The organism is Nocardia sp. NPDC050630, assembly GCF_044457245.1.
GTDB lineage: Bacteria > Actinomycetota > Actinomycetes > Mycobacteriales > Mycobacteriaceae > Nocardia.
Genome location: NZ_JBITGN010000016.1, coordinates 51,311 through 66,707, shown reverse-complemented (window position 1 = coordinate 66,707; position 15,397 = coordinate 51,311). Strand labels below are relative to the sequence as shown.

The window sequence follows — 15,397 nt, the reverse complement described above, 5'->3', positions numbered from 1 at the left end:
CCCTGCTGCACGGGCGAGCGTCCCCGCCGCTGCTGTCGCCGCCGCTGCCGCCGCTGCCGCCGCTGCCGCCGCTGTCGCCGCCGCTGCTGCTGCCGCTGCTGCTGTCGCTGCTGTCGCTGTCGCTGTCGCCGCTGCCTACTGCGTGCAGCTGCCCTCGCGGGCCGCCTGCTGTCGTGCGCCAGCCCAGGCGCGCCGGACTGCTCGCTGCCCGGCATCGAGCTCCCGGCAATCAAGATCATGTGGACTCTATGCAGGCATCGGCCGAGACGCCCCCGCCGCCATGTCCACCTGATCTTGATCCTGAACTGCGCCGATGTCGGTGGGGGGAGGTAGCCTGAGGGGCGTGCCTGAGCTACCGGAGGTGGAGGCGTTGGCGCAGTTCCTGCGGGAGCATGCGGTCGGCGCGGTGGTGGGGCGTGTCGATGTGGCGGCATTGAGTGCGGTCAAGACGTTCGATCCGCCGGTTACGGCGCTGTCCGGGCGGGATGTGAGCGGGGCTGGTCGGTGGGGGAAATTTCTGGGGATGGAATGCGACGGGCTCTGGTTGATCACCCATCTGTCGCGCGGCGGGTGGTTGCGGTGGGTCGATGAGCCCAGCCAGACACCACCCAAACCAGGCGGCAAGAGCCCGCTCGCACTGCGGGTGCACTTCTTCACCCCCGAGGGGATGACGCCCGCATTCGACCTGACCGAGGCGGGCACCAAGAAACGGCTCGCGGTGTACATCGTCGACGATCCGAAACTCGTCCCCGGCATCGCGCGCCTCGGCCCGGACGCGCTCGAGGTGACCGAGGAGCAATTCGGCGAGATCCTGCACGGCGCATCACAACGCATCAAGACCGCGATCGTGGACCAGTCGCTGCTGGCCGGAATCGGCAATGCTTACTCCGACGAGATCCTGCACACCGCCAAGATCTCACCCTTCGCCAATACCAAAACCATGTCGGCGCAGACCATTTCGGTGCTGTACGACGCCATGCGCTCAGTGCTCACCGACGCCGTACAGCGCTCGGTAGGACAGGACGCCGCTCGCCTCAAGGGCGAAAAGCGCTCCGGCATGCGGGTACACGCTCGCACCGGCCTGCCGTGCCCGGTGTGTGGCGATACCGTCCGCGAGGTCTCCTACGCCGAGCGTTCGTTCCAGTACTGTCCGACCTGCCAGACCGGCGGGAAGGTACTCGCCGACCGCCGCATGTCGCGGCTGCTGAAGTAGGTCAGATCAACGTCGGTACCCGGATTCCTTGCCAGGCGATACGTTTGGCCATGTCCGGATCGTTCTCCAGCCGGGTGATCTCATCGATGATCAGCGTGGTGCGCCGGTCCTCGGTGTAGGCGGGCCAGGAGGGGAGTGGTCGCCCGGTCCGCGCGAATGCGAGCCAATTGTCCTGGAACTGCCGGGTGACCGAGAGCATCCCACGTCGCCCGCCCGCCGCGGTGAAGGTCCGGCCGATCGGCGAATTGGCCGCGCCGAATACGGGGATGAGTTCCGTGGCATGGGTCGCGCCGACCCCCGCGAGACGCAGTGCGCGCGGGGCGAAGTCGTAACGGTAGGAATAGGTCGGTGCGTAGCGACTGTGCCCCGCCGCGACGGTGACCGATGGCCGCCAGAACACATAATCACCACCGGCACGAACCGCGGCCTTCGCATCCGGATAGCCGGGATAGGCCGCGATGACCCGGGATTCGAGTTCCGCGCCGCCGTCTCGGGTGAGCAGGGCATGCAGGCGGCCCGGGGTGGTCGGCAGTTCATCGGCGAACTTGGCGAACAGGGTGCCTTCATCGCGATTGGTGCCGATGATGAGCGGAACCTGATGTGCGGCACCGCTGGTAATCGCATCGATCGGGGACTGCCGCAGATACTCACCGTCCACGACCGGCGCGATGGGGAACAGTCCCGGGCGCTCCCGCAAGACCTGATCGCTGGTCTTGTCGACCGCACGTCGAATGTCGTTGGCACCGGCGGTGATCAGCGCTTTGGCCGCGGTATCCGGTGTGGCGCCCAGGGCGTCGATACATCGGCGGGCGAAAGCGCGACCGTCCTCGGCGCTCATACCCCAATCGGCGGGCGGACTCTGTGCGATGCCGCGATGGAACAGCCCCTTGGCCGCGGGCGTAGCCAACAGCGCGAGTACCGCATGAGCACCGGCGGATTCGCCGAAAATGGTGACATTGCCGGGGTCTCCGCCGAACGCGGCGATATTGCGCTGCACCCACTCCAGCGCCGCGACCTGATCGCGCAGGCCCAGATTGCTGTCGAAAGGTCGCTCGGGCGTGCCGAATTCGCTGAAATCGACATAGCCGAACGCGCCGAGCCGGTAGTTCAGCGATACCACGATCACATCGCCGCCGATCACCAGTCGCGCACCGGAATACAGACCGAGCGCCGAGGTGCCGATCAGATATCCGCCGCCGTGGATGAACACCAGCACCGGCCGGGGTGTCGAGGATGGTTCGATCGGTGCGACGACATTGAGTGTCAGGGCGTCTTCACTGGTCGGCTGATACCGGCGCGGACCGATCCTGGCACCGGAGCGATGCTGCATCGCGGCGAACCCGAACGTGGTGGCCTCGCGCACGCCAGCCCACGGCGCCACCGGCTGCGGCGCTCGAAATCGCAAGTCGCCGACCGGTGGCGCGGCATAGGGCAGGGAGCGCCAGCGCAGTACATGACGGCCGCGGTAACCGCGGACAACTCCGTCGGCGGTCGTGATATCGGACATCTTTCCGATGGTAACTACGAGCGGCGGGCCTCCAACAGACGCAACCAGAGCTCGCTCACCGTCGGATAGGCGGGCACCGCATGCCACAGCGTCGACAGCGGGACCTTGCCGACCACGGCAACGGTCGCCGCGTGGATCAACTCGCCAACCTCCGGTCCGACGAACGTGGCCCCGAGCAGCGTGTCGGTCACGGTATCGATGACGATTTTCGCCCGTCCCGCGTAATCGTCACGTGCCAGCGACGATCCGGCGACCGCGATATCGAGTTCCACGGTTTCGACCGCATAGCCCGCTTTACGCGCCGCCGCCTCGGTCTGTCCGACGGACGCGACTTCCGGTGCGGTGAATACCACCTGCGGCACCTGCCCGTGGTCGGCCGTCGCCGCGTATCGGGCATCCGTCAACGCACGCCCGTCGGCCCGTGCGGCAATCACATCACCGCACACCCTGGCCTGGTATTTCCCCATATGCGTAAGTGCCGCACGGTGATTCACATCGCCGACCGCATACAACCAGTCGCCGTCGACACCGCGCACCGTCAATCGGTCGTCCACCTCGACATAGCCGTCCGCGAGCCCGACGGAAGCCAGTCCGAGTTCTGTCGTCGCCGGCCCGCGCCCGGCGGCGACCACGATCTCGTCGGCCTCGATCTCGCTATCACCGATCTCGACGCTCACCACACCGCCGTGAATCCAGCCTTCACCGGAGTCCTTCGCGTCGGGGCGCGTCACCCGTGTGGGTTGGGTGCCGAACCGAACCCGAACACCGGAATCGGACAGCGCGGCGGCCACACGTTCCCCCGCGAAGGGCTCGGCATTGCCGAGCAAAGCATTGCCGCGGACCAACATGGTGATCTCATTCGCGCCGAGTGCGGCGAGCCAGGTGGCCGCCTCACACGCGACCACGCCGCCGCCGATGATCACCACCCGGTTCGGAACCTCGCGCAGATTGGTCGCATCCCGGGAAGTCCACGGCAGCGCATCGCGCAATCCGGGCACATCGGGAACCGCGGCCTTGGTACCGGTGGCCAGCACCACCGCGTGGCGCGCGCGCAGCTGTCGGCCGTCGACCTCGACGAGTCGCTCGCCCGCGAGGCGTCCCGTCCCGCGGACGACCTCGATGCGATTGTCGCCGGCCCAGTCGACCTGCGAGCTGTCATCGTGCTTATGCGTGAAGACGTCGCGCCGCTTCAATACCGCGTCGACGTCGAGCCCGCTCGCGGTGATTCCGGCCATGGCCTGTGCCCCGGAGAGCACGTGGGCTGGTCGCAGCAGCGCCTTGCTCGGCATGCACGCCCAATACGAACATTCACCGCCGACCAGTTCCCGCTCCACGATCACGGCCGTGCGCTCGCTGTCCGCGATGGCGTAGGCGGCGGCGTTCTCGCCCGCCGGCCCACCACCGATCACGATGACGTCGTATTCGGCGGCGGAATTCGAGGTCACTGCAGATAACCCTCGACCTGACGGGCCGGGTTCTCCTGCGCCTCCTCGGGCGTGGCACCGGCGTCGATGCGCGCCCGGCGCTGGCGCAGCAGATCCCAGGCTTGATCGAGCATTACCTCGAGTTCGGCGAGCTGCTGCCGCTCCTTCACCGGATCGACCGCACCGGCCGTCGCCTTGGACCGCAACTCGTGCTCACGATCGACCAGATTCTTGATACGCGCCAGGATGTCCTGTTCGGTCATGGGGACCATGCTACGACCGCGTCGGCGCGGTCACGGTCCTTCGGGAATCGACCCGACCCCGATCGGCTCGTCAGCGACTGGTTCTGCGGGCACGAAAAAGGCCCGATCCGAACGCTGCGGACCGGGCCTGATGCTCTAGTTCGCGCGGGACTACGCGCGGTCGAACTCGCCGTCGGACACGCCTGCTGTGAAGGCATCCCATTCGCTGGGGGTGAAGACAAGTACGGGGCCAGCTGGGTTGAACTGGCCCCGACCGACAGCGCACCGAAACTCCACACATCAGACGGCAAGGTTCTCGCAATCGCCCCAGACGGATGGCCCAACGACTACGGGGAAAACTAAGCGCCCGCCGATCGCCCAGCTCGTGTGGTCCCAACCCGCCGCCCAGTACACCAGCACCGCGCCGTCCCCGGCCGCGATCGTCTCGGCGCCGCGCACCTTTTCGCACGCCACGCACGAATTCGCGGGAGATACGGTGCGCGGCGCGCGAATCGCTGCGCGGCGCCAGTAGGGCGCCTGCGGCGGACGGCTCGCACGGTCACGGTCCCGGGTTCGGGGGTGGAGACGCCCGGCGGTGAATGCTGGGGGTTCGTGCCGAGGACGGGCAAACCACCGGACGGCCGGGTTTGCAACCTCAGGGCGAGGCGCTATCGCTGTGTAAGGCAGTCTCCGGCAATCGGAATCGCGGTACGCAGCTCAGCCCAGTTCAGTGCTGTGTAGCCGAGCGCGATACCGAAGGTGTGCGGACCAACTGCCGCTGCGAGTGGATGTTGTTGTGCCACAAGGTGATGGCGCGACAGTCCATCCAGTGCCACACCACGCCTTCGGCCCACTGCCACGGCATGCTGTTCGGCTTCGCCGGAATCCAGTGGCACCACCACGTGTGAACCCGCGTCGTCGCCGAGTACTCCGAGTCCACGGCGGCGCAGCTCGTTCACGACCAGGGCGCGACGTGGCGGGACCGCGCGGCGTAGTCGGCGCAGGTGTCGGGCGAGATCGCCGTGACGGGCGAATTCGGCGAGTACGCGCTGGCCCGCCGGACTCGGGCTGGTGCCGGTTCGTTCACGATGCGCGACAACGGCTTCGGTGATATCCGGGGCGGCTACGAGCCAGCCGACCCCCAAGGTCGGCGACAGGATCTTGCTCGTGGTGCCGAGATGGATGACGACGTCCGGAGCCATCGCGGCCAGCAGCGGCAAAGGGGCGGTGTCGTAGCGCAATTCGCCGTCGTAGTCGTCCTCGATGACGAGTAGGCCGGCGCGCCTGGCGAATTCGACGAGCTGTACGCGACGTGACGCCTGCATGCGGGTGCCGAGTGGAAATTGATGTGCCGGGGTGCAATACACGGCCTTTATGCCATTGGGCGCCCGGTCGACGCACAGGCCGTCGGCATCGATCGGCACCGGTAGTACCCGGACACCGGCCGCGACGAATGCGCCCGCGGCCCGCTGGTAGCCAGGGTCTTCCATGGCGACGGCGTCGCCGGGGCGCAGTAGCGCGGCCGCGAGTTCGCCGACAGCCGAGCTGGTTCCGGCCGTCGCGAGCACCACGGACTTGCTGCCCGCACCGAGGCCGCGGTGGCGCAGCAGGTGTTCGGCGACCGCCGCGCGGTATTCCGGTTCGCCGCCGCGATCCTTGCGGATGATGGGCGGTTCGTCGGCGGCCGCGCGCCAGGCACGTCGCCAGGCTGTCTGGTCGAGGGCCTCGATGCAGGGCGCGCCGGGGCCGAGATCGAGCAGATCCGGCGCGTGCTCGGCGGTGCTGTGTGTACTCGGTCGGGCGGGCGGTTCGGCAGGGGCGGTCGTCAGGTAGGTGCCCGAGCCGCGGCGGCCCGCGATCCAGCCCTCGGCGTGCAGTTGGTCGTAGGCCGCGGCGACCACCGTGCGACTCACGCCGAGGCGCTGGGCCAGTGCTCGCGACGAGGGGAGTCGATCATCCGCGCGCAGCAGCCCATTGCTCGCCGCGGCGCGCAGGCCTTCCGCGACTTGAACCGATAATGGCTGGTCAGCATCGCGGTCGAGGACGAGCGGAAGTTCATCCAGCATCGCGCACCCTCCCGAATTGGACTGTTGGAATTTCGGTGAATTGGCTATTTTAGAATGCCACTTCTGGCACCACGCTAAAGGTATGACGAACTCTCGGCCGCCGCTTTCGCCTACCCCACGTACCACCCTGACACGTTCCAAGGAGCGCGGCCGGACCGATCGGACCGAATTGGACGCGGTCCTCGACGCCGGACTGGTCTGCCATCTGGGCGTGGTGCTCGGCGACAGTCCGGTGGTGCTCCCGACCGTCTACGGCCGCGACGGCGACACGCTGTACCTGCACGGGTCAACCGGCGCCGGAAACCTGCGGGCGGCGCTGACCGGCGATATCTCCATCGCCGTCACCCTGGTCGACGGCCTCGTCTATGCCCGCTCGGCCATGCACTTCTCCGCCAACTTCCGCTCGGCCGTGGTGCGCGGCCGCGCCGTGGAACTCACCGACCCCGATGAGCGCATGCACGCGCTACGGGTCATCGTCGAACACTCAGCACCGGGTGCGTGGGATCGCGTGCGGCGGCCGAACAAAAAGGAAATGGCCGCCACCATGGTCCTCGCTCTCGACCTGACCGAGGCATCGGTGAAGGTCCGAACCGGTGGCCCCAAGGACGACGCCGCCGATATCGAAACCGGCGGCGTCTGGGCAGGCGTCCTGCCCTTGCGTCAGGTCTGGGATGCCCCGATCCCCTCGGACGATCTCGAGCCGGGCATCGAGGTACCACAGGAAGTACTCGATCGAACCGATATGGTCCCCGTCCCTACCCGTTGACCAACCTGAAATCGGCACGAACTCGGTCGATTCGGCATGCCGACGCCCGTACTCGGCATATGGCTCGACCGGCAGATGTACGGACTCGACAACCGAGGCGAACGCCACACAACCCTGGCCTCGATTGGTCACCTCCGCGAACTGGCGCGAGGACCACGTCACCTTGCTCACCGCCAAGCCGTGGTGCTCGCCCAATAGTTCGACGAGAATTGACCGTCGAACCGAGATCGACTGTCGGACGGCCGGTTACCACGATTCGATCAGTGGTGCATCATGCTCGCGCCGCTGCCATTCCTCGGTGAGGCGACCGAGACGGTCCGGGGCGGCGATGCCGCGCACACCTGCGATCTTGTCGTCACGGATCTCCAGGACCACGACGCCCGCGACCCGGTCGTCGAGCGTGGCGAGCATGGCCGGGCAGCCGTTGACCACGACGGCATGGATCGAGGGCGAGCCACCGGCGAGTCGCCGCTTGGCCGGAGACGGTTTGAAGCCGGCCCGCACGGCGCTGGCGATCCGCTCCGGGGTCGCGTACCGGATCAGCCTCCCGGCCAGCCCCAGCCCGGCGCTGTCGGAAACGCCGGTCGCATCGTCGGTCAGCAGCGCGACCAGCCGTTCGGTCCGGCCCGAGGAGGCGGCATCGACGAACGCCTCGACAATTCGACGCGCGGAGGCATGGTCGATGTGAGTGCCGTTGCCAGCGGCGGCGATTCGGCGCCGGGCTCGGTGGGCATGTTGCTGACTCGCGGACTCGGTGATGCCGAGAATGTCGGCTATCTCGGCGTGGCTGTACGCAAAGGCCTCGCGCAGCACATAAACGGCCCGCTCGACCGGTGACAAACGCTCCATCAGCGTCAGCACCGCCAGGGTCACCGATTCGCGCTGCTCGACGGTATCGGCCGGGCCCAGCATCGGGTCGCCGTCGAGGAGCGGTTCGGGCATCCAGGCGCCGACCGCGCGTTCGCGCCGCACCTTCGCCGAACGGAGCCGGTCGAGCGCCAGGTTGGTGACGATCTTGGTCAGCCATGCCTCGGGCACCTCGACGTACTCCCGGTCGGCGGACTGCCACCGCAGGAACGCGTCTTGCACCGTGTCCTCGGCGTCGGCGGCCGAGCCGAGGAGACGGTAGGCGAGCGAGGCCAGCCGATTCCGACTGGCCTCGAAACGCGCCACGGTGGCAGTGTCCATGAGCGCGACTCTATGCGGCGACCACGTCGGCCGAGTGTTCTCGGGTGGTGGCCAAGCGGTACTTGTGAGTCGGCCTGCCGAAGGTCGGGTGGCTGATGGCCCAGCCGCTGGCCGCCACGATTGCCGACTTGACGTGCGCCGCCGACCGTCCGCACAGGGCCCCGGACTTCGACCGAGCGTCACCGTCGACCAGCTGGAAGATCCCGTCCTCGCGTCCGAGGCTGATGTGGTTGCCGAAGTATGTCAGCGCGGTCGCCTTGATCTTGCGTCCGGTCCGGTCCCCGACGATCGCGGCTGTCGCCTGCATGCCGGTGTACCCCGCGGAAGCGCAGGACATCGGCAGGGGCCGACCGTTGTCGCCGATGACGAAGGCGCTGTCACCGGCAACGTAGACATCCGGATGCGAGATCGACCGCATCTGACGATCGACCGTGATCTGGCCGTTGGGTGCCACCGCGAGGCCGCTGGCGGCGGCAATCGGGTGGACGGCGAAACCGGCGGCCCACACGGTCGCGTCGGAGGCGAAAGTGGTGCCGTCGGCGGCGAGCGCCGCCGCCTCCTCGACGCGCTCGATGGTGGTGTGCTCGTGCACAGTGATACCGAAACGATCGAAGGCATGCAGAAGGTGACGGCGGGCCTTCGTGCCCAGCCAGCCGCCCAGTTCGCCGCTGGTGGCGAGGCTGACCCGAAGTTCTGGACGGAATTCGGCGATCTCGGTGGCGGCCTCGATCGCGGTCAGGTTGCCGCCGACTACCAGCACCTTCCCGCCCTCGCCCAGCTCATCCAGGCGTGCGCGTAGGCGCAGCGCGGACGGCCGCGCCGCCACGGGGAAGGCGTGCTCGTCGACGCCCGCGACGCCGTGGTCGGCGGCGGTGCTGCCGAGCGCGTAGAGGAGGGTGTCGTATTCGAGCCGGTCGACCCCTTCGTCGTCGGCGACTGTGACAGTCCGGTGCTCGACGTCGACGTTGGTTACCCGCGCCAGTCGCAACCGGATGCCGGTGCCCGCGAAGACCTCAGCCAGCGGCCGGTGGCGCAGATCCCGCCCGGCGGCGAGCTGATGCAGGCGCAGTCGCTCGACGAAATCGGGTTCGGCGTTGACCACGGTGATCTCGAAGTCGTCGCGGTGGAGTTGGCGGGCCAGGTACCCGGCGGAGAAGGCTCCGGCGTATCCGGCCCCGAGGACAACGATGCGGTGCTTCATGGTTCGCTCCTGTCTGGTTCGCGTGCTTCCTGAACGAGACAGCCCCCGAATTCCTGACAGCACTATCCAGTGACGTGGATCACTCTCGAACGCTGGAGGTAGTCAAGGGATATGCGGGACTTCGGGGTCGGCGGTCACCAGAGTGTGATCGGGAGGCCGAGGGCGGTTGCTGTTTCGTGTACCAGGGTGTGGAGGGTTTCTGGGCTGTCGATGTGGGCCAGGCTGACGATGGCGAGGGTGTAGGTGTCCGCGATGCGGCACAGATAGCCGGATAGTCGGGTCCGGGGGAGGCGGTCCGCCGTGAGGCCTGGGTGGATAGCGCGGGCGGCGACGCCGATGCAGCGGTGTGGGCCGAGGGTGCGCAGGGAGTCGGGGAGTGTTCCGATGTTGGAGCACAAGACGTCTCGTTCACCGGCACCCCTGGACAAGGCATAGGCCCAGCGGTCCGGAATCACCTGCAGCAGTTCCTCCGGCATCCCGCCGGGGCTGGACATGCGCCGCTCGTAGGCGATTCGGGCTTTCTCACGAATGGTGGCCGGAGTATCGCCGCGCTCGACGGTGATCTCGGTCATCGCGAGGTCATTGTCGACGCGCGGCTCGGCGCGGGTGTCGACCGGAAGGCTGGCATCGATCGTTTCACTGGGGAACCCACTGGCCCACAACATCTTCGCGATCAGCGTGATGAAGAGACTATTGGCAGTACCGCCCTGCGCCGCAGCTGCCGACTCCCACGCCGAAGCTGGACACTGCAGTACGACGCCGAAGGTCGACGCGCTATCCACACTTTCGCGTCCGGCGATCGACCTGCGTTCACGGGTCGACAACCCAGCTTCGCGAGTCGATGCCGTCCGAGCGGGACGTTCAGGAATCCCCTGACGAAGCGCGCGGAACGAGCCGCGCACAACAATCGACCACTGTCGCCAAGCGTCGGACCAATCCGATACCGGATCTCGGGCTGCCCGGCCCAGCCAGGCATTGACGCGTACATCGGATCGGTCTGCTCCCCGCGCGGTGGATGTCGACCAAGCTCTCGGCAGCATCATCGAATCGCCCGCATTCGATCGGCCGGGCAGCTCCGGATAAGCCAGTTCGTCGGGGGCCGAATCGCTATCCGGAGGACGCATTGCCCGCACCGGCGATGTGGTCAAGCCCGAGCCGCCCAGCGCATCATCGACCGCCAGCACAAGGGCTCTCCCGTCAGCGAGCGCGTGTGAGCAGGTCAGCGACACAATCGATCCGCCGTCGTCCAAGGCCGCGGTCGACAACCGCCACCCCGGACCGTATTCCGGATCGAGGTCCGCGCCCTGCTGGTCGGCCCAATCGAGCAGGTCGCCAGCGGCGATCGTGCCGTCGGTGAACTCGAGCGGATATGCCCGAATGTTCGCTCGCCAACTACGACGTGCACCCGGCACCCGAGGACGAATCACCCTGCGCCCCAACGGACCAACCCGCAAAGCGGTGTGCACCTGCCGCAATAACTCCGGATCGATGCGATCAGCGGTGCGCCACAGACCCTGGAGCGCGATCGGGGTGCCCAGCCCGCGATGCGTGCGCAGGAAGATCTCGTCGACGACGCTCGAGCGTCGGGCAGGCACCATTGTCAGGTACGTGTACCGTGACGGCCCGCACCGGCGGCGAACCGTTGCGCGCCGTCCAGGGCTCCGTCGGCCAGAGCATTCAGACCGTGTCGGTATTCATTGAGCAGTGCCGCCTCCTCGTCCATACCGTCCTGCTCCAGCAGCGACATGCGGTCCGAGCGCAGACAGGTTTGCGGCAGCGCGGCCAGTTCGGCGGCGAGTTGTTCGGCGGCGCTGCGGGATTCGCCATTCGGCACGACCCGATTGATCAGCCCGATCTGCAATGCCTCAGTGGCGGCGACGGCGCGACCGGTGAGCACCATATCCATCGCACGGCCGGTGCCGACAATGCGCGGCAACCGAATCGTGCCGCCGTCGATCAGCGGCACACCCCAGCGGCGACAGAACACGCCGAACGTGCTGTCCTGCTCGGCAACTCGCATATCGCACCACAGGGCCAGCTCCAGTCCACCCGCGACCGCATATCCCGAGACCGCGGCGATCACCGGTTTGGACAGCCGCATTCGGGTTGGTCCCATCGGGCCGTCACCGTCCTCGGTGACCTGATTGGAGCGCTCGGTGCCCAGCCCCTTCAGGTCCGCGCCCGCACAGAAGGTGCCGCCCTCGCCCCACAGCACAGCGACCGCCGCATCCGGATCGGCGTCGAATTCGCGGAATGCGTCGGCCAGAGCCGCGGCGGTCGGGCCATCGACGGCATTGCGTGCCTCGGGGCGGTGCAGGATCACAGTGGTCACGGGCCCATTGCGTTCGATTCGCACAGTCACGAGCACGACCATACGCCGTCAGAAGTACCCTTGTGTGAAGAAATGAATTTGTGGTTCACTTCTTGTATGGCCTACCGCAGAACCCCTGCTGTACAGGCCCGCCTCGATGCCCAGGCGGGTCTGATCGTGCAGGCTGCGACCAAGGTGCTGTCCCGCGCGGGCTATGCCGGACTATCCATGGCCGCCGTCGCCGCCGAGGCCGGCGTGGCCACCGGGACGGTCTACAAGAACTTCAGCGGCAAGGCAGACCTGGTGAGCGCGGTATTCCGGAAGGTGGTCGCACACGAGGTGGCGGCGGTAGTCTCCGCAAGCGCCGCCGGAACCGCCGTGGAGCGGGTCACCGCGGCGGTGGAGACCTTCGCGGGCCGGGCGCTGAAGAATCCGAAGCTCGCCTACGTCCTGCTCGTCGAACCCGTCGATACCGTGGTCGACACCGAGCGTCTGCGTTTCCGTCGTGCCTTCGCCGAAGCCTTCGAATCCGCTGTCGCGGAAGGTGTTTCGCGTGGTGAACTGCCCGCGCAGGATGCCAAGACCAGCGCTGCCGCGCTCGTCGGCGCGATCGGCGAGGTCCTGGTCGGCCCGCTGGCCGACGCACCGCACAGCGAAGCCGTTGTGCCCGAACTCATCAGTTTCGCGTTACGCGCACTCGGTGTGCGCGATGAATCCGACTCAGGAGTGTCCGATGCCGACGCATGAAGTCTTCAACCAGGTTCCCGATATCGTGCCCTTCGATGTCGCACGCAATCCGGCCCTGCTCGAGGGGCTGCACCGTGAAGGCGCGGGCTGGGCCGAACCGGAAGTGCGCGAACTCGGCACGCTCGCAGGCGGATTCGAAGCGCAGCAGTGGGGCCGCCTCGCCAACGAATACCCGCCCGTCCTGCACACGCACGACCGCTATGGCAATCGCATCGACGAGGTCGAATTCCATCCGTACTGGCACGAGCTGATGAAAGTCGCTGTCGCGCACGGACTCCACGGCTCGCCCTGGCTCGACGACCGGCCGGGCACCCATGTCGCTCGCGCGGCCAAGTTCTACACCTGGGGTGTGGCCGACGCCGGGCATATGTGTCCGATCTCGATGACCTATGCCGTCGTGCCCGCGCTGCGCCACAATCCGGAACTCGCGGCCAAATACGAACCGCTACTCGGTTCCCGCACTTACGATTTCGGCCTGCGCGAACCGTCGACCAAGGCGGGTCTGATCGCGGGCATGTCGATGACGGAGAAGCAGGGCGGCTCCGACGTCCGCGCCAATACCACTACCGCCACACCGCAACCCGATGGCAGCTACCGCATCGTCGGCCACAAGTGGTTCACCTCGGCCCCCATGTCGGATATGTTCCTCACCTTGGCCCAGGCACCCGGCGGCCTGTCCTGCTTCTTACTGCCACGCGTCCTCCCGGACGACACCCGAAATCCCATCCGGATCCAACGCCTCAAGGACAAGCTCGGCAACAAGTCGAACGCGTCCTCGGAGATCGAATACGAGAACGCCACCGGCTGGCTGGTCGGCGCGGAAGGGGCAGGCGTCAAGACCATCATCGAAATGGTCAATATGACCCGGCTGGACTGCGTCATCGGCTCCGCCACCGGCATGCGCGTCGGTGCCGTCTACGCCGCCCACCATGCGCGGTACCGAGAAGCGTTCGGGGCCAAGCTGATCGACCAACCCGCGATGTGCAATGTGCTCGCCGACCTGGTGATCGAATCCGACGCCGCCACCACGGTCATGATGCGTCTGGCCGGGGCGACCGACCGGGCGGGCACCGATCCCGCCGAAGCCGCGCTGCGCCGAATCGCCTTGGCGGTCACCAAGTATTGGGTGTGCAAGCGCGCCCCCGCGCATGCGGCCGAGGCCCTGGAATGTTTCGGCGGCAATGGTTATGCCGAGGAATCCGGTATGCCACGGCTCTACCGCGAGGCCCCGCTCATGTCCATCTGGGAAGGCTCCGGCAATGTCGCGGCGCTGGATGCCTTGCGCGCCATGGGCCGACAGCCCGAAACCGTGGAGGCCTTCTTCAACGAAGTCTCCCTCGCCGCAGGTGCCGACCCCCGCCTCGACGATGCCATCGCCCGCCTCGGCAAGGAACTATCCGACCTCGACGAAATCGAATACCGCGCCCGCCGCGTCGTCGAACTCATGGCCTTGGTCTTGCAGGGCGCGCAACTGGTCCGCCACGGCCACCCCGCTGTAGCGGACGCCTTCTGCGCCACCCGCCTCGGCGACAACTGGGGCATCGCCTTCGGCACCCTCCCCACCGGCGTGAACACCACCGACATCATCGCCCGCGCCCTCACCTGACCCAGCGTGCGGCGGTGCTGGGGTCGGCTTGTTGCCGGGGTTGCGTCAGCGGGCGGCGGCGCTCGGGTCAGTTTGCTGCTGCTGTTCGCGTGAGTGCGCGTGGATGCTCGGGTCAGTCTGGTGCCGGTGCTCGTGTGAGCGGGCTGTGAGTGCTGGTGTCGGCCGTTGTGGCGCTCGCGTCAGTCCCTACAGGGTGCCTGCGCTCGCGCCAGCCCGCTGCGGCCCCCCGCGTCAGCGCGCGAGGGACGCGGGCTGGGCGCGCCACTGTCGCGGTGAGAGGTCATTGTTGCGTCGGAACAAGCGGGTGAAATAGCCCGCGTCCGGAATTCCGACCCGTCGGGCAATCTCGCCCACCGGCAGGTCCGTCTCGGCCAAAAGACGGCGCGCCTCGGTCATTCGCCGCTCGGTAATCCACGCCTGCACGGTGCGTCCGGTGCGGCGGCGCACCACAGTGGTCAGATGCCCCGGCGTCATGCCGACCGCATCCGCCACGTCGCGCAGCGACAACGGCGCGGTGTGCCGCTGGTCTATCACGTCGAAGACCTCGGCGAGCAACGGCTCACCGCTGCGCCGCAGATCACCCACCACATCGGCGGCCAGCCGCGCGAGGTCGATGAGCAGGAGCGTCAGATGTGCCGACGCCGCCTGCCGATATCCTTCCTGCCGCTGTGCCAGCTCGGCCTCGATAGCGGCAATCGCGCTGTCCCACAAGGGTCTTCGGTCCACCGGCACGGCCAACTCCAGCACCCCACCCGAATGCTCGTGCAAGAACGGGAACAACAACGGATGCGCCCGCCACGCGGGCCAGGGCGCCCGCCCGGCATCACCGAGTGCCGCGGGATCGAAGAACACCCCGACCGCACCTTCGAACCGATGCGGCGGCGCCGCCTCGATGACCTGACCTGCCGCGATGACGTACACCACACCGACGGACTGGACATACAGCAACACCGGAAAGTTGTGAATATGCGGACGGTGCCCGCGTTCGGCATGTCGATCGAACCGTAGCAGTGACACCGGCGGCGTGACCTGATCGCTCCGGTAGTCGTACACCGGAACGCCACGGCGGTGTCGGACCATCCGGGTAGCCTCGATCATGCCACCGAAAATAGTCCAAATCCTGCCG

At 67.4% G+C, this 15,397-nt stretch carries 14 protein-coding genes; 4 read left to right on the top strand and 10 right to left on the bottom strand.

What is annotated here, in order from left to right; translation table 11 throughout:
- Positions 1–343: 343 nt before the first annotated feature.
- A complete protein-coding gene (locus ACIBG0_RS31275; protein WP_397037355.1) occupies positions 344–1,213 on the top strand; it encodes an Fpg/Nei family DNA glycosylase in 870 nt (289 codons plus the stop codon).
- Between the two features lies 1 nt (position 1,214).
- Here ACIBG0_RS31275 and ACIBG0_RS31270 read toward each other — a convergent pair whose 3' ends face one another.
- The 5 genes from ACIBG0_RS31270 to ACIBG0_RS31250 all read right to left on the bottom strand — a co-directional run bounded on the left by ACIBG0_RS31270 (position 1,215) and on the right by ACIBG0_RS31250 (position 6,452).
- Positions 1,215–2,720 (bottom strand): carboxylesterase/lipase family protein, encoded by a 1,506-nt coding sequence (locus ACIBG0_RS31270; protein ID WP_397037354.1) that lies wholly within the window; start codon positions 2,718–2,720, stop codon positions 1,215–1,217.
- Between the two features lie 14 nt (positions 2,721–2,734).
- Entirely contained in the window at positions 2,735–4,165 is a 1,431-nt protein-coding gene (locus ACIBG0_RS31265; protein WP_397037353.1) for a dihydrolipoyl dehydrogenase family protein, read from the bottom strand.
- Positions 4,162–4,407, bottom strand: coding sequence for a DUF2630 family protein (locus tag ACIBG0_RS31260; protein WP_364340887.1), 246 nt, complete (start codon positions 4,405–4,407; stop codon positions 4,162–4,164). Before ACIBG0_RS31260 ends, ACIBG0_RS31265 begins: the two co-directional genes overlap by 4 nt.
- Positions 4,408–4,557: 150 nt before the next feature.
- Complete coding sequence (locus ACIBG0_RS31255; RefSeq protein WP_397037352.1) at positions 4,558–4,683, bottom strand: DUF397 domain-containing protein; 126 nt, start codon at positions 4,681–4,683, stop codon at positions 4,558–4,560.
- A gap of 371 nt (positions 4,684–5,054) precedes the next feature.
- Complete coding sequence (locus ACIBG0_RS31250) at positions 5,055–6,452, bottom strand: PLP-dependent aminotransferase family protein (protein WP_397037350.1); 1,398 nt, start codon at positions 6,450–6,452, stop codon at positions 5,055–5,057.
- 82 nt (positions 6,453–6,534) lie between these two features.
- Between ACIBG0_RS31250 and ACIBG0_RS31245 the strand changes: the two genes are divergently transcribed.
- Positions 6,535–7,218, top strand: coding sequence for a pyridoxamine 5'-phosphate oxidase family protein (locus ACIBG0_RS31245; protein WP_397037349.1), 684 nt, complete (start codon positions 6,535–6,537; stop codon positions 7,216–7,218).
- Between the two features lie 246 nt (positions 7,219–7,464).
- Here the strand turns inward: ACIBG0_RS31245 and ACIBG0_RS31240 are convergent, their stop codons facing one another.
- The 4 genes from ACIBG0_RS31240 to ACIBG0_RS31225 form a co-directional block, all read right to left on the bottom strand.
- Positions 7,465–8,406, bottom strand: coding sequence for a sigma-70 family RNA polymerase sigma factor (locus ACIBG0_RS31240; RefSeq protein WP_397037347.1), 942 nt, complete (start codon positions 8,404–8,406; stop codon positions 7,465–7,467).
- A gap of 10 nt (positions 8,407–8,416) precedes the next feature.
- Entirely contained in the window at positions 8,417–9,607 is a 1,191-nt protein-coding gene (locus ACIBG0_RS31235; RefSeq protein WP_397037346.1) for an NAD(P)/FAD-dependent oxidoreductase, read from the bottom strand.
- Positions 9,608–9,741: 134 nt separating this feature from the next.
- On the bottom strand, positions 9,742–11,205 hold the full coding sequence (locus tag ACIBG0_RS31230) for a hypothetical protein (protein ID WP_397037344.1): 1,464 nt from the start codon (positions 11,203–11,205) through the stop codon (positions 9,742–9,744).
- A gap of 2 nt (positions 11,206–11,207) precedes the next feature.
- Positions 11,208–11,969 (bottom strand): crotonase/enoyl-CoA hydratase family protein, encoded by a 762-nt coding sequence (locus ACIBG0_RS31225; RefSeq protein ID WP_397037342.1) that lies wholly within the window; start codon positions 11,967–11,969, stop codon positions 11,208–11,210.
- A 66-nt stretch (positions 11,970–12,035) separates the two neighbouring features.
- Here ACIBG0_RS31225 and ACIBG0_RS31220 point away from each other — a divergent pair, with 66 nt between their 5' ends.
- Together ACIBG0_RS31220 and ACIBG0_RS31215 are read left to right on the top strand one after the other, a co-directional pair.
- Positions 12,036–12,665: a TetR/AcrR family transcriptional regulator gene (locus ACIBG0_RS31220; RefSeq protein WP_397037340.1), complete on the top strand. Its 630-nt coding sequence runs from the start codon at positions 12,036–12,038 to the stop codon at positions 12,663–12,665.
- Entirely contained in the window at positions 12,652–14,271 is a 1,620-nt protein-coding gene (locus tag ACIBG0_RS31215) for an acyl-CoA dehydrogenase family protein (RefSeq protein ID WP_397037339.1), read from the top strand. Before ACIBG0_RS31220 ends, ACIBG0_RS31215 begins: the two co-directional genes overlap by 14 nt.
- Before the next feature lie 231 nt (positions 14,272–14,502).
- Here ACIBG0_RS31215 and ACIBG0_RS31210 read toward each other — a convergent pair whose 3' ends face one another.
- Positions 14,503–15,369 carry a helix-turn-helix transcriptional regulator gene (locus ACIBG0_RS31210; protein WP_397037337.1) on the bottom strand — a complete coding sequence of 289 codons (867 nt, stop codon included), beginning with the start codon at positions 15,367–15,369 and terminating at the stop codon, positions 14,503–14,505.
- Between the last annotated feature and the right edge of the window lie 28 nt (positions 15,370–15,397).